Annotated in this window: 14 protein-coding genes and 1 pseudogene; 6 read left to right on the forward strand and 9 right to left on the reverse strand. The window is 50.4% G+C overall.

The window, feature by feature from the left end; translation table 11 throughout:
• Window positions 1-7: 7 nt before the first annotated feature.
• Complete coding sequence (locus L3556_RS12790; protein WP_277867725.1) at window positions 8-757, reverse strand: DUF561 domain-containing protein; 750 nt, start codon at window positions 755-757, stop codon at window positions 8-10.
• A 189-nt stretch (window positions 758-946) separates the two neighbouring features.
• Between L3556_RS12790 and L3556_RS12795 the strand changes: the two genes are divergently transcribed.
• The 3 genes from L3556_RS12795 to L3556_RS12805 all read left to right on the forward strand — a co-directional run bounded on the left by L3556_RS12795 (window position 947) and on the right by L3556_RS12805 (window position 4,446).
• Complete coding sequence (locus L3556_RS12795; protein ID WP_277867726.1) at window positions 947-1,312, forward strand: ferredoxin-thioredoxin reductase catalytic domain-containing protein; 366 nt, start codon at window positions 947-949, stop codon at window positions 1,310-1,312.
• A gap of 71 nt (window positions 1,313-1,383) precedes the next feature.
• Entirely contained in the window at window positions 1,384-3,870 is a 2,487-nt protein-coding gene (gene priA, locus L3556_RS12800; RefSeq protein WP_277867727.1) for a primosomal protein N', read from the forward strand.
• A gap of 165 nt (window positions 3,871-4,035) precedes the next feature.
• Window positions 4,036-4,446 carry a VOC family protein gene (locus L3556_RS12805; RefSeq protein ID WP_277867728.1) on the forward strand — a complete coding sequence of 137 codons (411 nt, stop codon included), beginning with the start codon at window positions 4,036-4,038 and terminating at the stop codon, window positions 4,444-4,446.
• 138 nt (window positions 4,447-4,584) lie between these two features.
• On the opposite strand, the gene L3556_RS12810 is transcribed toward L3556_RS12805, so the two are convergent.
• The 8 genes from L3556_RS12810 to L3556_RS12845 form a co-directional block, all read right to left on the reverse strand.
• The gene (locus tag L3556_RS12810; protein WP_277867729.1) at window positions 4,585-5,061 is read right to left on the reverse strand and encodes an EVE domain-containing protein; all 477 of its coding nucleotides are present in this window, start codon (window positions 5,059-5,061) and stop codon (window positions 4,585-4,587) included.
• A gap of 36 nt (window positions 5,062-5,097) precedes the next feature.
• Window positions 5,098-6,111: an oxygen-dependent coproporphyrinogen oxidase gene (hemF, locus tag L3556_RS12815; RefSeq protein ID WP_277867730.1), complete on the reverse strand. Its 1,014-nt coding sequence runs from the start codon at window positions 6,109-6,111 to the stop codon at window positions 5,098-5,100.
• Between the two features lie 296 nt (window positions 6,112-6,407).
• On the reverse strand, window positions 6,408-6,953 hold the full coding sequence (locus tag L3556_RS12820) for a DUF2808 domain-containing protein (RefSeq protein WP_277867731.1): 546 nt from the start codon (window positions 6,951-6,953) through the stop codon (window positions 6,408-6,410).
• Entirely contained in the window at window positions 6,943-8,217 is a 1,275-nt protein-coding gene (locus L3556_RS12825) for a glutamate-5-semialdehyde dehydrogenase (RefSeq protein ID WP_277867850.1), read from the reverse strand. The genes L3556_RS12820 and L3556_RS12825 overlap by 11 nt, the downstream gene beginning before the upstream one ends.
• A 103-nt stretch (window positions 8,218-8,320) precedes the next feature.
• Window positions 8,321-8,656, reverse strand: a complete 336-nt coding sequence (locus L3556_RS12830) for a hypothetical protein (RefSeq protein ID WP_277867732.1) — start codon at window positions 8,654-8,656, stop codon at window positions 8,321-8,323.
• Window positions 8,657-8,772: 116 nt separating this feature from the next.
• On the reverse strand, window positions 8,773-9,537 hold the full coding sequence (locus L3556_RS12835) for a MinD/ParA family ATP-binding protein (protein WP_277867733.1): 765 nt from the start codon (window positions 9,535-9,537) through the stop codon (window positions 8,773-8,775).
• A complete protein-coding gene (locus L3556_RS12840) occupies window positions 9,530-11,863 on the reverse strand; it encodes a PAS domain S-box protein (RefSeq protein ID WP_277867734.1) in 2,334 nt (777 codons plus the stop codon). Before L3556_RS12840 ends, L3556_RS12835 begins: the two co-directional genes overlap by 8 nt.
• A 57-nt stretch (window positions 11,864-11,920) precedes the next feature.
• Entirely contained in the window at window positions 11,921-13,276 is a 1,356-nt protein-coding gene (locus L3556_RS12845; RefSeq protein ID WP_277867735.1) for a cache domain-containing protein, read from the reverse strand.
• 77 nt (window positions 13,277-13,353) lie between these two features.
• Between L3556_RS12845 and rodA the strand changes: the two genes are divergently transcribed.
• The 3 genes and pseudogenes from rodA (at window position 13,354) to L3556_RS12865 (ending at window position 24,315) form a co-directional block, all read left to right on the forward strand.
• The gene (gene rodA / locus L3556_RS12850) at window positions 13,354-14,628 is read left to right on the forward strand and encodes a rod shape-determining protein RodA (protein ID WP_277867736.1); all 1,275 of its coding nucleotides are present in this window, start codon (window positions 13,354-13,356) and stop codon (window positions 14,626-14,628) included.
• 270 nt (window positions 14,629-14,898) lie between these two features.
• Entirely contained in the window at window positions 14,899-18,261 is a 3,363-nt protein-coding gene (gene rpoB / locus L3556_RS12855; protein ID WP_277867737.1) for a DNA-directed RNA polymerase subunit beta, read from the forward strand.
• A 117-nt stretch (window positions 18,262-18,378) separates the two neighbouring features.
• A pseudogene (locus tag L3556_RS12865) lies at window positions 18,379-24,315 on the forward strand (DNA-directed RNA polymerase subunit beta'').
• Window positions 24,316-24,324: the final 9 nt, after the last annotated feature.

Here is a 24,324-nt window from a genome sequence, read left to right on the forward strand (position 1 = left end):
ACAAGCTCTATCCCTTTGAAGAGACCCGTTGTCCTGATCCCTGAAGGGACTCTACCAATGCCCGTACTGCCGCCACCATCGCCACCGAACTATTGAGTTGATTAATGGCTGAACCCACCCCAACCCCAGAAGCCCCAGCGGCGATCGCCAAGGGAATGGTGACCGTAGATAGACCCGATGCACACAGAACTGGAATCTCCACCGCTCGGGAAATTTCGTAGGCCGCTGCTAGGGTGGGGGCCGCCTTTTCAATCAGTCCCCAGGTACCGCTATGGCGGGGGGCACTACTGGTTCCACCTTCGGTTTGAATCACATCCGCTCCGGCGATCGCCAATTGTTCTGCCAATTCCACCTGCCCATCCAGGGGTAGGGTATGGGGAACGGTGACGGAAAGCATGATATCCGGTAATACATCGCGGGTTTGCTGGGTGAGTTCCAAAACCTCTGGGGCACTAAAAATCCGCCCTTGACTATAGAAACTATCGTAGTTGCCAATTTCCACCAGATCCGCCCCTGCGGCCACCGCCTGCCGTAACCGTTGGGGATCCACCGCCGAAACACAGATGGGCAAAGGGGTTAAACTCCGGGCCAGTTTCACTAATTCTGGATCCGCCGCAATATCCACCAGGGTTGCTCCCCCCCGATCCGCTGCTTGGACAACGGCAGCCACCCGATCACGATCGAAGTTTTGCAGGCCGCTAATCACCTTCAGGAGCGATCGCTGGTGCAAGGAGGATAATAAACGGGGATTCAGCATAGGGGGTCTTCTCTTTTTTGTGTCTTTTTTCTTTTTGTATCTTTTTCGTTGAATTTTTTGCTGCCTGGCATCGGAATTTAGCAGCCCCTTGGATCCTAACAGCGGCGGGTCATTGTTGGCTAGGCTTGCTAAAGCTGTTAAGGTGAAAATAACGTCAGACCGCCCACCGATTCCTTACTATATATCCCTATGAGCAGCATTTATAAGCCTCAACAAGCATCAGAAAAAAATCTTGAAGCCATGCGGAAATTTGCGGAAACCTATGCCAAGCGCACCGGAACCTATTTCTGTTCAGATTTGGGGACTACCGCCGTGGTACTAGAAGGTCTGGCGAAACATAAGGATGACTATGGTTCGCCCCTGTGTCCCTGTCGCCACTATGAAGATAAGGAAGCAGAAGTGGGCGCGGTTTACTGGAATTGCCCCTGTGTGCCGATGCGGGAGCGGCGGGAATGTCATTGTTTACTTTTCTTAACACCAGATAATCCCTTTGTCGGTACAGAACAATCCATTAGTTTTGATCAAATTCGCGAAGAAACCAATCGTTACGGCTGATGGCTCTGATTGATCAGATTGCTCAGGATCAGTAGATCTCCATTCCTCGGCATAGCCGGAATCGTTTATCAATGACGACTTGGGTAAATGTTTTAGTCGATTGTCCCGGTGTGGATGGGGCCTTTACCTATGGCGTTCCCTTGGGTTGGGCTGTGCAACCGGGGGATTTAGTCCAGGTTCCCTTTGGCCAGAACCAAGTGGGGGGGATTGTTCTCAGTGTTGTGGCGGAACTGCCGGAGGATTTAGACCCCGATCAGGTGCGGCCCCTGGGTGAAATTCTCAGCCATCGATTTTTTAGTCTGGCCTATTGGCAACTCTTGGAGCGGGTCAGCCATTATTACTACACTTCCCTGATTCAGGTGTTGCGGACGGCCTTGCCCCCCGGACTTTTACAGCGATCGCAGCGACGCATTAAAATCAAAGCCCTGCCATCCCAGCCCCTATCATCCAAGCCTGGACCCACAGCCCCAGAATTAGCCCAATGTTCGCCCCAAGCCCAACGCCTATGGCACCTGCTCCAGCAAAGTCCAGAGAAGGATTACAGTTGGCGATACCTACAACAGCACTGTCCCAAATCCCAGACCGCCCTCCAGGAATTACTTCAAAAGAGCTGGGTGGAGAGCTATTTAAGACCTCCCCTGGTCAATCAACCCAAATGGCGACAGGCGGTGATCCTCGTTCAAGAGCGCGGCGATCTGACCCCACGGCAGCAGGAAATCCTGACCTATGTGAAACAAAAGGGGGGGGAATGTTGGCAAAATGTTCTACTAAAGGATTGTAAAACCACCCTAGGAACTCTGAAAACCCTAGCCACCAAGGGTTGTATTAGTCTGATCCAGCGGCAACAATTACGGTTAGAACAAGGCATTGCCACCCCAGGCGATCGCCCCAAACCCCAAACCCCTGATCAAGCCCGGGCCTTGGATCAAATTCAAGCCCTGACGGGTACAGCAACGATTCTACTCCATGGGGTAACTGGCTCCGGTAAAACCGAAGTTTATCTCCAGGCGATCGCCCCCCGTTTAGGGCAGCAGCAGTCGGTTTTAGTTTTAGTCCCGGAAATTGGTTTAACCCCCCAACTCACCGATCGCTTTCGCGCTCGTTTTGGCGATCGCATTTTGATTTACCACAGTGCCCTCTCCGATGGCGAACGCTACGATACTTGGCGATACCTATTGATGGGGGAGGCCCGCCTCGTCATTGGTACCCGATCTGCGGTGTTTTTGCCCCTCCAGAACCTGGGATTGATCATTCTAGACGAGGAACATGATGGTGGTTATAAGCAGGATCAGCCTGCCCCCTGCTACCACGCCCGTACCGTTGCCCAATGGCGATCGCAGCTAGAAAACTGTCCCCTGATTTTGGGTTCGGCAACCCCATCCCTAGATACATGGCATCAAAGCCAAGCGGGCCAAGCCATCTACCTGAGCCTACCCGAACGGGTTCATGGTCAACCCTTGCCTCCCATTGAAGTCATTGATATGCGCCAGGAATTTGCCCAGGGAAATCGCTCCATTTTTAGTAAAGCTCTCCAAGGGGCCCTAGGGCAGTTAGGGGAGAAGCAAGAGCAGGGATTGTTATTTATTCATCGCCGCGGCCATAGTACCTTTGTGTCTTGCCGAAGTTGTGGCTATGTGATGGATTGCCCCTATTGCAGTGTGTCCCTAACCTATCATTTAGAGCAACTAGACCAACCGGCGATCGCCCATCAACTGCCCCACCAATTACGTTGTCACTACTGTAATTTTAGTCAAGCCGTTCCCCCTGCTTGCCCCGCCTGTGGTTCCCCCTATTTGAAACAGTTTGGTAGTGGAACCCAACGGGTCAGTGCGGAATTAACCAAACACTTTCCCCATCTCCGCCAAATCCGTTTTGATAGTGATACCACCCGCAAAAAAGGGGCCCATCGTGAACTGTTGCACCAATTTGCCCAAGGTGAAGCGGATGTGATGGTGGGAACCCAAATGCTCACCAAAGGCATTGATCTGCCCCAAGTTAGTTTGGTGGGGATTCTCACCGCCGACGGTCTCCTAAATTTGCCAGACTATCGAGCCAGTGAGCGCACCTTTCAAGTGTTGACCCAGGTAGCAGGGCGATCGGGGCGGGGGGAGCGGCCGGGACGGGTGATCCTGCAAACCTATGCGCCAGAGCATCCGGTCATTCAAGCCGTACAACAATACCAATGGCACGAATTTGCCGAACAGGAATTAGCCTCTCGTCAACCCCTAGACTATCCCCCCTGGGGGCAATTAATTTTGTTGCGCCTCAGTAGCCTCAATGAAAACCGGGTTGCGGAAACAGCCAAGGACTTAGGGGAATGGTTGCAAAACCAATTCGCCCAAGACACATCCCTTTCTCCCTGGCAAATTCTTGGGCCGGCCCCCGCCACTGTCGGAAAAATTGCCCAACGCTATCGCTGGCAAATTCTGCTTAAATCTCCCCTAAGGGATGACAAAACCACGGTACATCTAGAACCGGAATTCATTGCTCGTTTACGTCAGGTATGTCCCAAGGATGTGCGATTGAGTATTGATGTGGAACCTCAAAATTTTTTGTAGGTTAATTTATCTATTCTTGATATTATAATGACCATAGTGCTAGGCTCTGCGCAAAAGTATTTTACAATAAACTTAATATTTAGTGTGTCTAAAAAATTAGGCTGAAAAATGCCTCCTAATAGTTTCGTTTGGCATCTTTACTGTTGACCTACCAAAAGAGAAATTATGATGAAGAATAATCCGGTTGTCTGGTTTGAAATTTATGTCGAAGACATGACGCGGGCCAAAGCCTTCTACGAAGCCACGCTCGAAGTCAAGCTACAAATAATGCCTCCTCCAACTGAAGAAATATCTACGCAGACAGCTATGGAAATGTGGAGCTTTCCTAGGGACGAAGATGCTGCCATGACCACCCCAGGCGCAAACGGAATGCTGGTAAAAATGGAAGGTTTCACGCCTGGCAGGGGGGGCACACTGGTTTATTTTAGTTGTGAAGATTGTGCAGTAACGGCTGCCCGTGCCGCCAAAAACGGCGGCAGTGTAGTCAGTGAAAAAATGTCTATCGGCGTGTATGGCTTTATTTCAATAGTGCATGATACCGAAGGTAATATGATCGGCCTACACTCAATGCAGTAAGCCGATCGCCTTGCTAGTTTAAGGTAGTTTGCAGGGCTTGGTCGTCAAAGGTGATGCGGATACTGGTCATGGAAGATAGGCAAGGTTCGCTTCTAAATCACCGTAAATTGCATAGGAAAAAGCCCGAGATATATGAGATCAGCATGAGCCTTGGGAGTGTGTCACCTCCATGATCACTGCCCATTCCTCTGGCGTGACGGGCTGAACCGACAAACGACTTCCCTTCCGCAGCAGAATCATGTTTTCTAATCCGGCTATCTGCCTCAGTTGGGGCAACGTTATGGGTGGGTCAATATCATGGCAATACCGAATATCCACCATCACCCAAATGGGATGTTCGGGGGAACTTTTGGGATCAAAATACTTGCTATGGGGTTCCCAAGCAAAGGAATCGGGATAGGCGGTCTTGACAACCTCCGCCACTCCCATAATGGCTGGGGGCTTGGCATTGCTGTGATAAAACAACACCCGATCGCCCAGTGCCATTTGGTCACGCATGAAGTTTCGGGCCTGATAATTCCGTACCCCTTCCCAACAGGTGGTTTGGTTAGGAGCCTGTTTGAGGTCATCCCAGGAAAAAACTGTCGGTTCTGATTTCATCAACCAATAGCGCATAGGGCTACCAATCTTAGAAGATTAGGACAATCATGTTTAGCTTGACCAGTGAATCCAATCCTGGGGCTTCAAGAAGGTGTCATAAAGCTCCGCTTCAGGAGTTCCTGGCTCTGGGGTATAGCCATATTCCCAGCGAACTAAGGGGGGTAAGGACATTAGAATTGACTCGGTACGGCCATTGGTCTGTAGACCAAAAATAGTGCCTCGGTCATAGACTAAATTAAATTCAACATAGCGGCCGCGGCGATAGAGTTGAAATTGCCGCTGGCGATCGCCATAGTCCAGATTTCGCCGTCGCTCCACAATGGGTAGATAGGCCTCTAAAAAGGCATGGCCACAACTTTGAATTAAGCCAAAGAGGTCATCCCAACTGCGGGAGGCAGGAATACCAATTTTTTTACTTAACTGGGCAGCCAAACCATCGGTATCTGGGCCGCGGTAAAGTTCAGTTTCACCATCTTGATAATCAAAAAAGAGACCGCCAATTCCACGGGTTTCCTGGCGATGCTTGAGATAAAAGTATTCATCGCACCACAGCTTAAAAACCGGATAATAATCGGGATGGTGGCGATCGCAGGCAGCCTTATGGGTTTTGTGAAAATGGTGGGCATCTTCAGCGAAGGGATAGTAGGGGGTTAAATCTGCTCCGCCGCCAAACCACCATACCGGCCCCGCTTCAAAATAACGATAGTTCAGGTGTACCGTGGGTAGGTAGGGACTCCAGGGGTGTAGCACCATGGAGGTACCGGTGGCATAGAACCCATGGCCCTCCGCCTCTGGCCGTTGTTTCAAAATGGAAGGGGGTAGGTTTGTGCCCCAGACCTCGGAAAAATTGACCCCCCCCTGCTCAAGGAGGCCTCCGTTCCGTAGCACCCGCGATCGCCCACCGCCCCCTTCCGGCCGTTGCCAACTATCTTCTTGAAATTGACCTTGGCCATCGGCGGTCTCTAGACCTTGACAGATTTCATCCTGTAACGACTTCAAAAAAGTAGCCACCCGCTGGCGAGAATCGGTGGGTAATGTTGCTGTGGAAGGGGAAGCAGCGGTCATAGGAAATACTCAAGCAATGGAACGATAGATCATTAATATCTAAAAGACCTAAAATTTAAATTCATTGAAATTTGAAGTGTCACCATCCCTAAGTATATCGGTCTATGGGAGTCGATTCACTGTTGGGCGGAATAGCACTCGCACAAGAGCAATACCCCCCTGCACCTTTTTATAGGAATCCTAAGCAGCGATAAATGTTCGCCTTGATTTTTGCGTCATTGGGATATTCTCCTGCATGGGCGACTCTTGGAATACATCCACTTTTTTGAGACAAGGTCAGAAGTTTGATTTTGGGACTAAGGACTCAGACCACTGGAGTTGAAAAACTGAAGGCGGGCAACCCCAATCTGATTACCAATAGCCCCGTCTCCATCGGGAATTGCCGTCACACTAAATTGATAGGTTCCTGCCACCCTGGGATTACGGAAGGGGCGTAGCTCGATGGTGAGTTGCTCTGCGGCACCGATGGGTGGATCTAAAATTATATCCGTAGTGCGATTCTTTTCATCTTGAAGTAAGGTCACAGCGATCGCCCGATTCGATCCCACAGATCCCCGCGTTTGTTCAGGAATAAAACGAATGGTACTCACCCCCTGGATCTGCACCAGACGAATCCGCGCCAAGGGAATATTCATCTGATCAAGGGTTTCTAAGCGAAGGTGGTAGGTGGGGCCGAAGCGGTTGGTGACTTGATTGGTTGTACTGGCCCCGATGAGTTGGGGAATATGGGTAAAGGCAGTGGGGCGAGGCGGCCCCTGGCCAACCGTTACAGGTAAGATACTTAAAAAACCTATCAGGAGCCATCCCCCCAACGTGAGGGATTTGGTTATTTTAGTAATCATGGTGGGTAAAGGGTCGGGGATGACTGCCGGTATAGTCTTGGACAATGTGCCCCTGGCCCTGGAGCAAATATTTATACGTGACCAAGCCCTCTAAACCTACGGGCCCCCGAGGGGGTAATTTATGGGTGCTGATGCCTACTTCGGCCCCAAATCCATAGCGAAAACCATCGGCAAACCGAGTGGAGCAGTTATGGAACACCCCGGCTGCGTCCACTTTTGCTAAAAATTCAGCGGCGATCGCTCCGTCATCGGTGACAATAGCCTCGGTATGGCCAGATCCGTAGGTATCAATATGCCCTAGGGCCGCCCCTATGCTAGGAACTATTTTTACTGCCAAAATTAAATCACAGTATTCCGTGGCCCAGTCGTCCTCATTGGCGGCGGCTATGGATACTATTTGTCGGCATAGGTCATCCCCCCGTAACTCTACCCCCTTGGCGGTCATTGCTGTGGCCAATTTGGGTAAAAACTGGGGTGCAATCTCTTGGTGCACGAGGAGGGTTTCAATGGCATTGCAGGCGGCGGGGTACTGGGTCTTGGCATCAACGGCGATCGCCACGGCCTGATCCACATCGGCAAATTGATCCACGTAGAGATGACAGATGCCATCGGCATGGCCCAAGACCGGAATGGACGTATTTGCTTGAATAAAACGCACAAAATCATTGGAGCCACGGGGAATAATTAAATCCACCCATTCATCCAGCGTTAACAGTTCCATAATTTCCGTGCGCCGGGTTAAAAGAGCCACCGCATCGGGGGGAACAACACTTTTCCTTAATCCTTGTTGAATGGCAGAGACAATGGCGCGGCAGGACTGACTGGCTTCATGGCCACCCTTGAGAATCACCCCATTCCCAGACTTGATCGCCAAGGCCGAAATTTGCATTACCGCATCGGGTCGAGCCTCAAAAATGACCCCCAATACCCCCAGGGGACAGGTGACTCGTTTCAAAGTTAAATCCCGATCCAGTTCACGGTGAAGCTGGATATGGCCAATGGGGTCTGCCAGAGAGGCCACTTGCCGCACTCCGGCGATCGCCGCCGCTAATTTGCTCGGACTCAGTTCTAAACGGGCATAGAGGGGCCCAGGCAACTGATCTCGACGGGCTTGCTCACAGTCGGTCGTATTCGCAGCTAAAATATCATCTTGGGCCGCTTCCAGGGCGAGGGCGATCGCTTCGAGGGCTTCATTTTTACTAGCGGTGTCAAGGGTTGCCAGTTGCCGGCCATAGTGATGCACCTGCTTGACACGGGTTAACAATGACGACTCTGGGGGTTTGGTTTCAAGTTCAGGGGGAATCACCAGACGCTAAACCTATCTCGGAATTTTTTTACTTAGTTTAATTTATCATTACAATTTATTATTACCCCAATTTATCCCACACTGCCGCTACTTTGGCGGAACGTCGCTTCGGTTGCACCTGGGGCGATCGCCGGCCTAGCTTAGGAATGTAAAGATTTTCATCTAAGGCAATATAACCAGATTGAATTAATTCCTGGAGAAGTGGCGTAATTTGCTCTAGGGATTCTTGCAGATGCTCGGCAATCTCTGCTTCACTTTTTCGAGGCTGTCTAATCAAAAATCGGACAACTGAACGCTGGCGATCGGGCAAAACTAAAAGATCAGTAACATTGAGTCCCTCTGACGGATCTGACGATCCAGAGCGGCGAGAATTGTGTTGATCGTCGATCCGTGCCATAGGCCTTAACCCCATGTAAACCCATTTACTGATCTGTTTTTTGATATAGCTCTATTTTGCGATCTGTTTATTGGTCTCTAGATGGATATAAAATGATTCGGCCAAGACCCCTAAAACTAAAGAATTTGCTCGGCAATCCCCCTAATGACAAGACTAAAGGGAAGTTCAGGATAGCGCAAACAAAAAATATCGCTGCTCCCCAATTGAAACATTTCTTCCGTCACCGGTAAGATTCCCGCTACGGTTGTTGAATAGGTGGATTCAATCTGCTCCTTAAGGGTCTCCTTATTTAGGGAACTGGGAACTTTGTTGGCAACTAATACCATTTTAGGCACATCTAGTTGGCGGGCAACATCCACCGTTACGGCAGTTCCTTGAAAATCCTGACGATCGGGGCGTAAAATCAGCACTAGCACGTCTGAAATCGTGATGGATAGGAGGGTTTCTTCGTTCAGACCCGGATGGGTATCAATCATTAAATAATCCAGTTGTAGCTCCTGCAAAAGCTGTTGAAAGCCATCATTCAACAAGCCCACATCGTAGCCTTCCCGAAGAATGCGGGTGATTTCACTGGTTTTAATACTGGAGGGAATCAGGTAGATGGCTCCCCCAGAGTTGGGTTGGCCATGCTCCGCCAGCAGTTTGGTGACATCCTGGGCTACTTCGGTAATTTCACACCGCCCCCAGAGATAATCGTTTAAGGCATGGGTGGTATCTTCTGACTCAAGGCCAAAGAGGACGTGAATTCCGGGGGATTGAATATCCGTATCCACAATACCGACTCGATAACCCATTAGGGCCAGGGTACAGCCCAAGTTGGCTGTAGTATTGGATTTACCTGTGCCGCCTCGAAATGAATGTACAGAAATAATTTTACTCATTACTGGCCTCTTGCGTTACCGAATCAATTTTAGCGGGACGCTGTCTCAGTTTACGGGCCTGATCCCGAAGATGTTGAAAATAGTCCGTTTCGGTAATGGCAGCCACTTCCTTTCGTCGCTTTTCTTGGTCAATCTCGACCTTGAGGTCATTAATTTGTCGCTCTAGGGCCGCTTCCCGTTGTTTCCGCTGGCTAATGTCTTGGACAATACCCTCGTAATAGAGGCTCTCACCATTGCTATCTTCAACACGGCGGGCATCTAACTGCACCCAAATGATCTGGCGATCGCGGCGATAGGCCTTGTACTCAAAGTGATGGGCTGCCTCTTTATCGGCCAAGCGACGACGAAATTCATCCCGATCCGCCTGATCAACATAGAGTTGCTCACCAATATTTGTGACTTCACTCATCAACTGCTCCGGTGAATCGTACCCCAAAATATCAGCCATGGCCTGATTGACGCGAATAAATTGCCCCGAGGGCACGGATTGAAAAATTCCTTCTAGGGCGTTTTCAAAAATACTCCGGTAACTTTCCTCCGCAAGCCGCAACGATTCTTCCGCACGAATGCGATCGGTAATATCAATGCCCACGGAGACCGTCTGACTTCCCTGTTTATATTTTTGAGCCGCAATCAGGTAATAACGATACTCACCTTTTATAATCACCTGAATCACCTGCGAAGTATAGGGTTCGTCACTATTAACAAACTCTTCTAAAAACCGAATCAGGGCATCATCTTCCTGGAGAAAACCAATACGTTTACCAATAAATTGCTCCTTGGGTAAATTTAGGGTGCGGGCAAGTTGATGATTCACCCCCATGTAAATTCCCTCAGCATTTATCCAGGAAATAGAGCCGGGAACGGCATTTAGAACCGCTTCAAACTGTTCATTGGCGGTGATCAGAGAATCTCTAATTTTTTCTAAATCTGTGTTTTTATTCTCTAATATAGTAAAAGATTGCTGTAGCTGATTCATCATGCTATTGAAGGAGGCGGCCAAAACCCCCACTTCATCTCGTGAACTAACTCTTGCCCGAATACCTAAATCCCCCTTGCGGGCCTGATTGGTTAATTCAGCTAAATCACTGATGGGTTGGGCAATGGCTTTACCCATTAAATAGGCGACAAGGCAAGCAACTAACAGGGCGATCGCCGCCGAACTATAGCCCAACAATTGTTTTTCCATCAAGAGTTGGTTGACTAAACTTTGGGATTTTCCCACAAACAGAATGCCAATAGGTTGGGCATTGGTTGGGTCAATGGCGTATCGATGGTCATAGGCCGGCTGATAAATAGAGATGTGGGGTCGCCCCAGAATATTGGCAACGCCCCGAAAGACTTGCCCTTCTTCCAGCACTTTTTGGGCCACTGCCTGAGAGACACGGGTTCCTAGGGCGCGGGTATTGTCATTGCGGCGATAGGGAACATTGGTGGAAATCCGAACATCATGGGCAAACAGCGTAGCCACCGTTCCGGGTTCGGCAAAATAACTGACCCGATCCACCAGGTCGGGCAATCGATTCAGTAAGACTCCGGCTAAGACCATGCCCTGAAATTGATCATCTTCGTAAATGGGTTGGGCCGCCATGACCACTAGACCCATATCTCCACTATGGGCAGCGTAGGTTCCCAGGGGAGAGGGTTTTTGAGCCTCTGGCAGGGCATTGTGGGGTTGATGACGCAGGGGAATTTTTACCTGATCCCCTAGGCCAAGTTTACTTAAAAACGCATTGTCTACTAATTCTATGCCGCTAACTAATTCCCCCTGGTCTTGGGCAGCTTGAACAATGGGTAGGCCAGATATATTGACATCCTCTGTATCCACAAGAAACGTTTGGAAGTTGGATCGAAGGTTTAACTGTAGATCCGGGTACTGGCTATGATCCTGGGCTAAAAGATTAATATTTTTGGCGACCCCGTCCCCAGAGGCATCGGCAATAATTACAAAGCTCATGGGGGTATCGGTGGGATCCCTCGGAAATTCCTGCAAAAAAGACTTCAAAACTTGCTTGTTTTCAGGGGTGCGATCGCCCAGAAGATTTGTCGGATGACTTGTAATCAAATAGCTTATGAGACGAGTCTTAAACGTCGTTTCATGCTCAATTTCCTTCAGTTCCCAGATCAATTCATCTAAACTGTTTTGTAGTTGTTTTTCCTGTTGTTCCTGAATACTATTTTTGATAATAACTGAGATAGATTCCGTAATAATTAGGGACGGTATCGTGGCAATCAATACCAAAACAAACGTTAATTTCCAGCGAAGACCGAGACTTCCCCAGGAAACCGAAAGAAATTTTAAGGATGGTTTGAGCTTAATGGCCATAGGGAAATCAATAAAATAGGATGATTAATAATTGAGCTAAGGTACAAAGGTACTCTATTATTTCTCCATTGTAGGTGGGCGTTGCCGTAGAATTTTTGCCCGTTCCCGTAAATGCTTAAAATAATCGGTTTCCGTAATTTCTGCCACTTGTTTCTCTCGCTTATCGTGATCAATCTCAATTTTGAGATCGACCAACTGTTGTTTTAATTTATCTTGTCGATCTTGCACTTCTTGGGCCATTCGCAAAAATGTTCCAGCCAATTGCCCCATATCGTCGTGGGATTTGGAATAACGCAGCAAAATTTCTGGTTCAAAGCGATCCTCTTCTAGGGCTTGGACGGCGCGCGTTAGGGCGCGAATGGGTCGGGTAATGGTTCGAGAGACAACCCAGGAAATAACGGCCACCCCAGCCCCCACAAAAAAGATGCTAAGAAAACCATGGATAGCTAATTCTGTGAGGGGTAACATAAATTGGCTTAAATCCGTACTTACCACCACCACCCAAGGATGGAGATTGCTGGGGGCATAGCCAACAATTTTGGCACTGGACATCCCCGAATAGTCATAGGTAAAGGTTCCCGGCTGCTGGGCTTGGACGAGAATATGGGCTAAGCGAGTTGTCCCCACTTCCTCAATCATCTCAATCGGCTTTGGGGACACCTGAAAGAAATAACGTTTAGTGACATCCGATGGTAAAACTCGTACAGATCTCAGTTCAAGTGAAGGGTCATCGTGGCTGAGAATGACTCCATTTTCATCAACCAAGAAGGCGTTACCACGAACCGCAGGGCGGAGGGCGGCGATCGTATCTTCCACCACCGTTGCCCGCAGAGTGAGAATTAATCCACCGATAAATTCATTGTTGTTAAAGACTGGCTGAACAATTAGGAAAACGGGTTCTGAGGCTAGGGTACTTTTTATTTTGAGATTTGAAATAAAATTATCCTGGGTTGAGGACAATCGTTGCCAAACCCCTGTGTCTTGAATATCGATACCGAGTAGTTTGGGCTTATTCGAGAGTACCGCTCTCCCCTCCCTATCGACTAAAATCACGGCATCGTAGATATCACTGACCTCTTTTAGGGCATTGAAAACTATTTCTATAGATTTTTTGTTGTCAGCCCGGTTGGTGTCTCCAGAATTACTTAGAAATTGTTGCAACTCATAATCTTGGCTGAGAACCTTGGCAGTATTATCTACATTCGTCAACAGTTGATCGATCCGGCCAGCTTTATCGATCGCCACTAATTTGAGAATACTAATTTCAGAATCCTTTACAACCGACTCACTTCCCCGTTGGTTGTAGATCACCACCCCTGCCATGGGTAAAATCGATGTCAAAAGCATGACGATCAGGAGTCGTGCCGAGATCGACCAGAGGGGTTTAGGAAATCGTTTGCGCCAGTCCTTCATAATCCAATTATTAGAGTAGACTTTGATTCTAAAGCCTTAACTGATTTCAGCGTAATGGCACTGAGGGGGGATTGCCTATGTTATGGACAACCTTTTTACGACAGCGTACCTGGCAAACCTGGCTCTATCCGTGGCGGGGCGTGGATTGGATCCTCTTTGGCGGGGTCTGGGCCCTAACGCTGATTGGAGCTATGGTGATCCACAGTGTTGAACTCAATAAGGGAACCGTAGAGAGTTACCAGCATCTCCTTATTGCGGTTCTTGGCACGGCGATCGCCCTGGGTCTGGCCCGGTTTAACTATCAATCCCTGCTGACCTGGCATTGGGCCATCTATGGCCTGAGTATGTCCCTGCTACTGGCAGTGTTATTCGTCGGTGTCTCTGCCAATGGGGCGGAGCGGTGGATAACCATTGGTCAATTTAATATTCAGCCTTCTGAGTTTGCCAAGGTAGCCATTATTTTGACCCAGGCGGCTTTTCTCCATCGCCATGCTGCTAACACCCTGAAGGGCATTCTCCAGGTTTTAGCCGTCACGGCCCCGCCCTTTCTGCTGATCATGATGGAGCCAGACCTGGGGACGGCCCTCGTGTTTGTGGTGATTACCCTAGCCATGTTCTACTGGGCCAATGCCAAGGCGGGTTGGATCATCTTAATGGTGTCCCCCTTGATTGCGGCTATTCTTTTTGCCTTACCCTTGCCCTGGAATTTAGGTCTGTGGCTCTGGCTGCTGTGGACCGTGGGGATGGGTATCGTCGGTTGGCACAGTTTACCCTTGGGCTGGATGGGGGGATTAGGGGCAATGGTCCTAAATTTATCTGGGGCCGGTTTTGGCCAGTTGCTTTGGCGGGTCCTCAAGGACTATCAAAAGGATCGGATTCTCATGTTTTTGGATCCTCACAAAGATCCCCTTGGCGGTGGCTATCACTTGATTCAATCTCGGATTGCCATTGGCGCAGGCGGTGTCTTTGGCCAGGGACTCCACCAGGGAACCCAGACCCAGTTGGGCTTTATTCCAGAGCAGCACACGGATTTTATTTTTTCGGCGATCGGGGAAGAATGGGGCTTTGTTGGTGGCTTGATTGTCTTGATCCTTTACTGGATTGTCTGTGTCCGCTTGCTGCAAATTGCCAATAGTGCCCGGGAAGATTTTGGTTCCTTAATTGCGATCGGTATGCTGGCGGTGATTTTATTTCAGACGGTGGTGAATATCGGAATGACCATGGGCCTATCTCCCGTCACCGGAATTCCCTTGCCCTGGATCAGTTATGGGCGATCGGCAATGTTGGCTAACTATATAACCTTGGGATTTGTCCTTTCCGTTGCCAACCATCGTCCCCGCCAGCGGTACTAGACCGACCTTGAAGAAGGGCTATTACCTAGGGAAAAAATTGCCCATACTATTACCCCTCAGGGCAAATGTGCTAAAGTTAGCCTAGCGGCTTGCAAGCTCGTCGGTGCGACTTATTTTACTCTCTCCCTTGTTCGTTGAACATTTTTTGAAGAATCTCCCATCCGCAAGATTAGGTTTGGGAGATATTCTGCTGTCTATAAGTTGACAAGCGATCGAGTCTTGTTGTATGATGCATGATCCGCGCACAGCGATACCCTCTAGAGGATGTACATGGCTAGTAATCAGATTTACACGCCACCCGCTTTTACTCTGCCAGACCTTGTAGAAATTCAGCGGGCCAGTTTTCGATGGTTTCTAGAAGAAGGACTAATTGAAGAACTAGAGAGTTTCTCCCCCATTAGTGACTATACCGGCAAAATTGAGCTTCACTTCCTGGCAAAAGACTATAAGTTGAAGCAGCCGAAGTACGAGGTGGACGAAGCTAAACGGCGGGATGCCACCTATTCGATGCAAATGTATGTGCCCACCCGTTTGATCAATAAAGAAAACGGCAATATCATCGACCAGGATGTGTTTATTGGCGATTTACCCCTGATGACCGATCGCGGCACCTTTATTATCAATGGTGCAGAGCGGGTAATCGTGAATCAGATTGTCCGTAGTCCGGGGGTCTATTACAAGCCGGAAACCGATAAGAATGGTCGCCGTACCTATAATGCCAGCTTGATTCCCAACCGAGGGGCCTGGCTCAAGTTTGAAACCGATAAAAATGATCTGATCTGGGTTCGCATTGACAAGACCCGGAAGCTCTCTGCCCACGTCCTACTCAAGGCGTTGGGTTTGACCGATGGTGAAATTGCCGAACGGTTACGCCACCCTGAGTATTATCAAAAAACCATTGAAAAAGAAGGCAAATTCAGCGAAGACGATGCCCTCCTAGAGCTATACCGGAAACTCCGTCCTGGGGAGCCACCTACGGTTTCCGGCGGACAGCAACTCCTAGAATCTCGCTTCTTTGATCCCAAACGCTATGACTTAGGCAAAGTGGGTCGGTACAAGCTAAACCGGAAGTTGCAACTGACCATTCCCGATACGGTACGAGTTCTCACTTCCGAAGATATTCTGGCGGCGATCGATTATTTGATCAACCTAGAGTTTGACCTCGGCAATGTGGATGACATTGATCACTTGGGCAACCGGCGGGTACGCTCCGTGGGGGAACTGCTGCAAAACCAAGTGCGGGTGGGCTTAAATCGTTTAGAGCGGATTATTCGGGAGCGGATGACGGTTTCCGATATTGATTCCCTCACCCCAGCCTCCTTGGTCAATCCCAAGCCCTTGGTGGCCGCCATTAAGGAATTCTTTGGCTCTAGCCAACTATCCCAGTTTATGGATCAAACCAATCCCCTGGCAGAATTGACCCATAAACGTCGTATTAGTGCCCTAGGCCCTGGTGGCTTAACCCGGGAACGGGCTGGTTTTGCGGTGCGGGATATTCACCCTAGTCACTATGGCCGCATCTGTCCCATCGAAACACCGGAAGGCCCCAATGCTGGGCTAATTGGCTCCTTGGCAACCCATGCGCGGGTGAACGACTATGGTTTTATTGAAACCCCATTTTATCCAGTGAAAGACGGCAAAGTCCTCAAGGATCAAGCTCCCTTGTATATGACTGCCGATGAGGAGGACGATAAGCGGGTTGCCCCTGGGGATATTCCCACCGATGAAAATGGCTACATCCTCGGAGATGTCGTGCCGGTGCGCTATCGCCAAGACTTTACCACCACCACTCCTGATCAGGTGGACTATGTGGCGGTGTCTCCGGTGCAGATTATTTCCGTGGCAACGTCTTTGATTCCCTTTCTGGAGCACGATGATGCCAACCGGGCCCTGATGGGATCCAACATGCAGCGGCAAGCTGTTCCCCTGTTGCGATCGCAGCGGCCCTTAGTGGGTACGGGATTAGAGGCCCAAGCTGCCCGGGACTCCGGTATGGTAATCCTCAGTCGTACCGATGGCGAAGTGACCTATGTGGCCGCCGATGAAATTCGGGTTAAAAGCGATGATGGCACGGAAATTAGCTATACCGTACAAAAATATCAACGGTCCAACCAGGATACCTGTCTAAATCAACGTCCCATCGTCTTTCGGGGCGATCGCGTCCGGGAAGGTCAAGTCATTGCCGATGGCTCGGCCACCGAAGGGGGCGAACTGGCCCTAGGTCAAAATATTCTTGTGGCCTATATGCCCTGGGAAGGCTACAACTACGAAGATGCCATCCTCATTAGTGAACGACTGGTTCAGAACGATACCTATACCTCGATTCACGTTGAAAAATACGAAATTGAGGCCCGGCAAACTAAGTTAGGCCCAGAGGAAATCACCCGGGAAGTACCCAACGTCTCCGAAGATTCCCTGCGTCAGTTGAACGAAATTGGCATTATTCGCCTCGGTGCCTACGTGGAAGCCGGGGATATTCTCGTGGGGAAAGTCACGCCCAAGGGAGAATCCGATCAACCCCCTGAGGAAAAACTGCTCCGGGCCATCTTTGGTGAAAAGGCCCGGGATGTGCGGGACAACTCCCTGCGGGTTCCCAATGGTGAGCGAGGGCGCGTTGTCGATGTCCGCGTCTTTACCCGAGAACAGGGGGATGAACTGCCCCCTGGGGCCAATATGGTAGTGCGAATCTATGTTGCCCAGAAGCGGAAAATTCAAGTGGGCGACAAGATGGCCGGTCGCCATGGAAATAAAGGCATTATTTCCCGAATCCTGCCCGTGGAAGATATGCCCTTCTTGCCCGATGGTCGAGCGGTGGATATTGTCCTGAATCCATTGGGTGTGCCTTCGCGGATGAATGTGGGGCAAGTTTACGAATGTCTACTGGGTTGGGCTGGGGAATGCCTAGGGCGACGCTTTAAGATTACCCCCTTTGATGAAATGCACGGCCAGGAAAAATCTCGGGAATCGGTTCATGCCAAGTTGCGGGAAGCGGAAACCCACACCGGCCATGATTGGGTCTTTGACGAAGAAAATCCCGGTAAAATGCAGGTCTTTGACGGCCGTACCGGGGAACCCTTCGATCGCCCCGTCACCATTGGCATGGCCTATATGTTGAAACTGGTGCATTTAGTGGACGACAAGATTCACGCCCGCTCCACTGGCCCCTACTCCTTGGTGACCCAACAGCCCCTAGGCGGTAAGGCCCAGCAAGGGGGACAGCGGTTTGGGGAAATGGAAGTGTGGGCCCTAGAAGCCTACGGTGCCTCCTATATTCTCCAGGAACTGCTCACGGTGAAATCCGATGATATGCAGGGACGGAATGAGGCCCTCAATGCGATCGTCAAGGGACAGTCCATTCCGCGGCCGGGTACGCCCGAATCCTTCAAGGTATTGATGCGGGAACTCCAATCCCTCTGTCTCGATATTTCAGTTCGCAAAGTCAACATGGTGACAGACATGGATGACAGTGGCGAAGCTCCCGACTTTGATCAGCCCCCCAAACCGGATCCGGAAGTGGATTTAATGATCGATGTCAGTCCCCGTCGCACCCCATCCCGGCCCACCTACGAGTCCTACGAGTCTCTTCAGGGCGATGAAATTGACGAGAAGGAAAGTCCGGCCACTACCAGCTAACCCTGTCTGAGCAAAGCCCTGTCTGAGTAAAGGATGAAAGGATTTGGAGGCCATGGCCCCAGTTGCATTGTTGATCATTAACTTAAATTAAGAGGATTCGTGACGCTCATGCCTAGGATCGAACAACGTTTCGACTATGTGAAAGTATCTCTAGCGTCTCCCGAGCGGATTACAAAATGGGGAGAGCGCACCCTGCCCAACGGCCAAGTGGTCGGTGAAGTCACCAAGCCGGAAACGATTAACTATCGAACCCTAAAGCCCGAAATGGATGGTCTCTTTTGTGAGCGCATCTTTGGCCCGGCAAAGGATTGGGAATGTCACTGTGGTAAATACAAGCGGGTACGCCACCGGGGGATTGTTTGTGAACGCTGTGGCGTAGAAGTGACCGAGTCCCGGGTGCGTCGCCATCGCATGGGCTATATCAAGTTGGCGGCTCCCGTTACCCACGTTTGGTATTTGAAGGGAATTCCCAGTTATATGGCGATTTTGCTGGATATTCCCCTACGGGATGTGGAGCAAATTGTCTATTTCAATTCCTACGTGGTGCTGAATCCGGGGAACCATCCCGCCTTGGCCTATAAGCAACTCCTGAGTGAAGAGCAGTGGCAGGAAATTGAGGAACAGATCTACAGCGAAGATTCGGAACTGGTGGATATTGAAGTGGGTATTGGCGCGGAAGCCATTCAGCGGCTCCTCCAAGACCTTGACCTGCCCACGGATGCCGAGCAACTGCGGGAAGATATTATCAATTCCAAGGGACAAAAGCGGGCCAAGCTGATCAAACGGCTACGGGTGATTGATAACTTCATTGCCACGGGTTCCCGCCCGGAGTGGATGATCTTGATGGTGATTCCAGTCATTCCACCGGATCTGCGCCCGATGGTGCAACTGGATGGGGGTCGCTTTGCTACTTCAGACTTAAATGATCTCTATCGCCGGGTGATTAACCGCAATAATCGGTTGGCCCGACTGCAAGAAATCCTCGCGCCAGAGATTATTGTCCGCAATGAAAAACGGATGCTCCAGGAAGCCGTGGATGCCCTCATTGATAATGGTCGGCGGGGGCGTACCGTTGTTGGTGCCAATAACCGACCCCTCAAATCCCTTTCCGATATTATCGAAGGGAAGCAGGGCCGCTTCCGCCAAAATCTCCTGGGTAAACGGGTGGACTACTCCGGGCGATCGGTGATCGTGGTGGGGCCAAAGCTGAAAATGCACCAGTGTGGCCTACCCAGGGAAATGGGAATCGAGCTATTCCAACCCTTTGTGATCCATCGCTTAATTCGCCAAGGCATTGTCAACAATATCAAGGCTGCCAAGCGGATGATCCAGCGCAATGATCCGGTGATCTGGGATGTCTTAGAAGAGGTCATTGAAGGGCATCCTGTACTCCTCAACCGGGCACCCACCCTTCACCGCTTAGGGATCCAAGCCTTTGAACCCATTTTGGTGGAAGGGCGGGCCATTCAACTCCATCCCCTTGTCTGTCCTGCCTTTAATGCGGACTTTGATGGTGACCAAATGGCGGTTCACGTTCCCCTTTCCATTGAGGCCCAGGCGGAGGCGCGGCTGTTGATGCTGGCATCCAATAATGTTCTCTCTCCGGCAACGGGTAAGCCCATTATTACCCCTGGACAGGATATGGTTTTGGGCTGCTACTACTTGACGGCGGAGAATCCGAAGTTAGGGGACTACGGCGATCGCTACTATTCCAATTTGGAAGATGTAGTCATGGCCTACGATCAGGGCCATTTGCCTCTCCATGCCTTTATCTGGGTACGTTATGACGGTCTCGTGGATGATAGCGATCGCAGCGAACCTAAGATCACCCACCTTGATGATGGTGGATGTATCAAAGAATATGCCCTACGACGGATTAAGGAAGATGCCAAGGGAAACCTCATTTCCCAATATATTCGCACCACCCCTGGTCGGATTATTTATAACCAAACCGTGCAAGAGAGTCTAGCCAGCTAGCAAAATCTTGACCCATCTTGCCCATACTCAGTGACCAACCTGGGAGACTTTACTACTATGACATCTAAAAACCCACCCATCTTCTTTAATCGCATTGTCGATAAAAAAGGACTCCGAAACCTAATTTCCTGGGCCTTTGGCACCTATGGTACGGCTCGCACCGCAGAAATGGCGGACAAAGTGAAGGATCTCGGCTTTCGCTATGCCACTCGCGCCGGTGTTTCCATCAGTGTCGATGATTTGCTTGTCCCCCCCAAAAAGCAAGAACTACTGCAATCGGCGGAAAAAGAAATTAAGATTGCCCAGGATCGCTATTCCCGGGGTGAAATCACTGAGGTTGAACGGTTTCAAAAGGTTATCGACACCTGGAATAGTACCAACGAAGAACTCACCAGTGAAGTGGTGCAGCATTTTCGCAAAACCGATGTCCTCAACTCCGTCTACATGATGGCCTTTTCTGGGGCGCGGGGGAATCTATCCCAGGTGCGTCAATTGGTGGGGATGCGGGGGTTGATGGCTAATCCCCAGGGAGAAATTATTGACCTACCGATTAAAACTAACTTCCGGGAAGGTTTAACCGTTACCGAATATATTATTTCCTCCTACGGGGCACGGAAAGGGTTAGTGGATACGGCATTGCGGACGGCGGATTCCGGGTACCTGACCCGTCGTTTAGTGGATGTTTCCCAGGATGTGATTATTCGGGAAGACGACTGCGAAACCCAGCGGGGCATTACTCTACGGAAAATGACCGTGGGGGATAAGGTTCTTGGTTTAGAAGATCGTCTCCTCGGCCGAGTGGCTAAGGATGATGTGGTTCATCCGGAAACCGGTGCTGTGATCGTCAGCAAAAATCAACCCATTTCCCCAGAACTGGCCACGGCTATTGTCGATGCGGGGATTGAAGAAGTAGCCGTGCGATCGCCCCTGACCTGTGAAGCCACGGGATCTGTCTGCCGTCTTTGCTATGGCTGGAGTCTAGCCCACTTCCATCTGGTGGACATGGGAGAGGCCGTCGGGATTATTGCGGCCCAATCCATTGGCGAACCAGGAACCCAGCTAACCATGCGCACCTTCCACACCGGTGGGGTATTTACCGGGGAAGTGGCCCAGCAGGAACGCGCCCCTAGTGCGGGCACGATTAAGTATGGCCCCAAGTTACGGGTGCGGGCCTCGCGGACTCGCCACGGCGAGGATGCCTTTTTAGTGGAAACCCGTGGACTCTTGCTTCTGAAAACCAGTGGCAAGACCTATGAGTTTGATATTTCCCAAGGCTCGACAATCTTGGTTGCCGATGGCAGTCAGGTGATCCCAGGTCAGCTTTTAGCGGAGGTTGCCCAAACCAGTCGGAGTGTGCGGAAGTCCACGGAAAAGGTCACCAAGGACGTTGCCTCGGATTTGGCGGGTCAGGTTAAATTTGTCAACCTAGAAGCGGAAGAAAAGCGCGATCGCCAGGGGACAACAACCCGCGTCGCTCCCCGTGGTGGCTTGATTTGGGTTCTCTCCGGTGAAGTATATAACTTACCCCCTGGGGCCGAGCCTGTAGTGAAGGATGGAGCCACCATTGAGGTAGGCACTATTTTAGCGGAAACCACCGTCAAAACCGAGCATGGTGGTGTTGTTCGTCTGCCGGAGCAAGAAGAAAGCAAAGGCGGCCGCGAAGTAGAAATTATTACTGCTTCGGTGATGCTAAACAGGGCCAGTATCATCAAGGAAACCCACCAAGGCCGCGAACATTACATCATTGAAAGCTCTTTTGGTCAGCGTTTTTCCCTGAAGGCGGCCCCTGGAACCAAGGTGGCCAACGGCCAGGTAGTAGCGGAACTAATTGATGATCACTACCGCACCCAAACCGGCGGGATTCTTAAGTATGCCAGTATTGAAGTCTCGAAAAAAGGGAAGGCGAAACAGGGCTACGAAGTCCTGAAGGGGGGAACGCTCCTTTGGATTCCCGAAGAAACCCACGAGGTGAACAAGGATATTTCCCTGCTCTTGGTGGAGGATGGCCAGTACGTGGAAGCGGGTACTGAAGTTGTTAAAGACATTTTCTGCCAAAGCAGTGGTGTGGTAGAGGTGATCCAGAAAAATGACATCCTCCGGGAAATTGTGATTAAACCGGGTTCCTTGCACCTTGTGGATGATCCAGAAGCGGCCCGCAGTAAGCACGGCACCCTGGTTCACCCTGGGGAAGAAGTTCTGCCTGGACTGACAGTGACCGAACTGTATCAATTGGACTACCTGGAAGATGGCCCGGACGGCCCGGCAATTTTACTGCGGTCTATTCAGGAATTTACCGTTCCCGATGAACCCTCCATCCCCAGCCAGGATTCCAGTGATGCCTCTGGTCAGGCCATTCATATGCGGGCGGTACAGCGATTGCCCTTTAAGCATGATGAGCGAGTCAAGTCCGTAGATGGGGTCGATTTACTCCGTACTCAATTAATGCTGGAAATTGGTAATGAGGCTCCCCAGTTAGCGGCGGACATTGAAATTGTTCCCGACGAGACCGATGAAGAGATTCAGCGTCTGCAATTAGTGATTCTAGAATCATTGATGATTCGCCGTGATATTTCTGCGGATCAAACCCAGGGCAGTACCCACACCAGTCTCTTGGTGAAGGATGGGGATAAAATTCCACCGGGGGCTGTGATTGCCCGTACCGCGATTAAATCAAAGCAAGCGGGTCAAGTGCAGGGCATTCTCCGCAGTGGCGAATCGGTGCGGCGGATTTTGATTATCACCGAGGGCGATCGCCTCGTGGTAGATATTGGCTCCGCGACCCCTAGCGTTGAAGTGGGAGATCTACTGCGGGATGGGGAAGAACTTGCTGAAGGAGTCGTGGCCCCTGAAACCAGTGAAGTGATTGCCATTGAATCCGGCCAAATCACCCTGCGAATTGCCCGCCCCTATTTAGTCTCACCGGGGGCCGTTCTCCAGATTGATGATCACGATCTGGTGCAGCGGGGAGATAACCTAGCCCTGCTGGTTTTTGAACGGGCCAAAACCGGGGATATTATTCAAGGTTTACCCCGGATTGAAGAACTGTTGGAGGCGCGGCATCCCAAGGAAAAATGTGTCTTAGCGGTACGCCCCGGAACCTGTCAGGTCATTTATAGTGACGATGATGCCATTGAACTGAAGGTGATTGAGGATGATGGCACCATTCAGGACTATGCAATGCTACCGGGACAAAACCCGATTGTCATTGATGGCCAAAAGGTGGATGCTGGGGAAGCTCTTACGGATGGCCCCATTGACCCCCACGATATTCTGAGTATTTACTTTGAATACAATAAGCCCAATGGTCTGTTGCAAGCCGCCCAAATTAGTTTGCAAAAGGTGCAGTCCTTCTTGGTGAATGAGGTGCAATCCGTTTACTTAAGCCAAGGGATTGAGATTTCTGACAAACACATTGAGGTCGTCGTTCGGCAAATGACCGCCAAGGTGCGGATTGATGATGCTGGGGATACGGTTTTGATCTCCGGTGAATTAATGGGGCTACGGCAGGCAGAAAATGCTAATGATCCCATGTCCTTAACGGGCGGGGCACCGGCCCAATATACGCCCATGCTTTTGGGTATCACCAAGGCCTCCTTGAATACCGATAGCTTTATTTCGGCGGCAAGCTTCCAGGAAACCACCCGCGTACTAACGGAGGCGGCAATTGAAGGCAAGTCGGATTGGCTGCGGGGTCTGAAGGAAAACGTGATTATTGGTCGCTTAATTCCGGCGGGAACCGGCTTTAACAGTTACGAAGATCTGCTAGATGCGGAAGAGGACGACTTTGAAGAGGAGGATGGGAATGGACGTAAAATCGGCACCCATGTAATTGAATTAGAGCCGGAGCCGGAAGTGATTGAACCGGAACCCCCCTCCAGCTTGGGTGAGGATGTTCTCATTGATGATGTCATTGCTGGCCAAGTCATGGATCAGTATTCCTCTAGTAAGAGTAGTCGTGCCAATGGTCACGATCGCCTTAAGGATCAACTGGAGGATGAGGACATGGATGATGAAGATGACGAGGATGGGGAAGATGACTACGATAATGATGATGATTTTGAGGAGGATGAAGATTAAGGGGAACGT

It is taken from the genome of Candidatus Synechococcus calcipolaris G9 (assembly GCF_029582805.1).
GTDB lineage: Bacteria > Cyanobacteriota > Cyanobacteriia > Thermosynechococcales > Thermosynechococcaceae > Synechococcus_F > Synechococcus_F calcipolaris.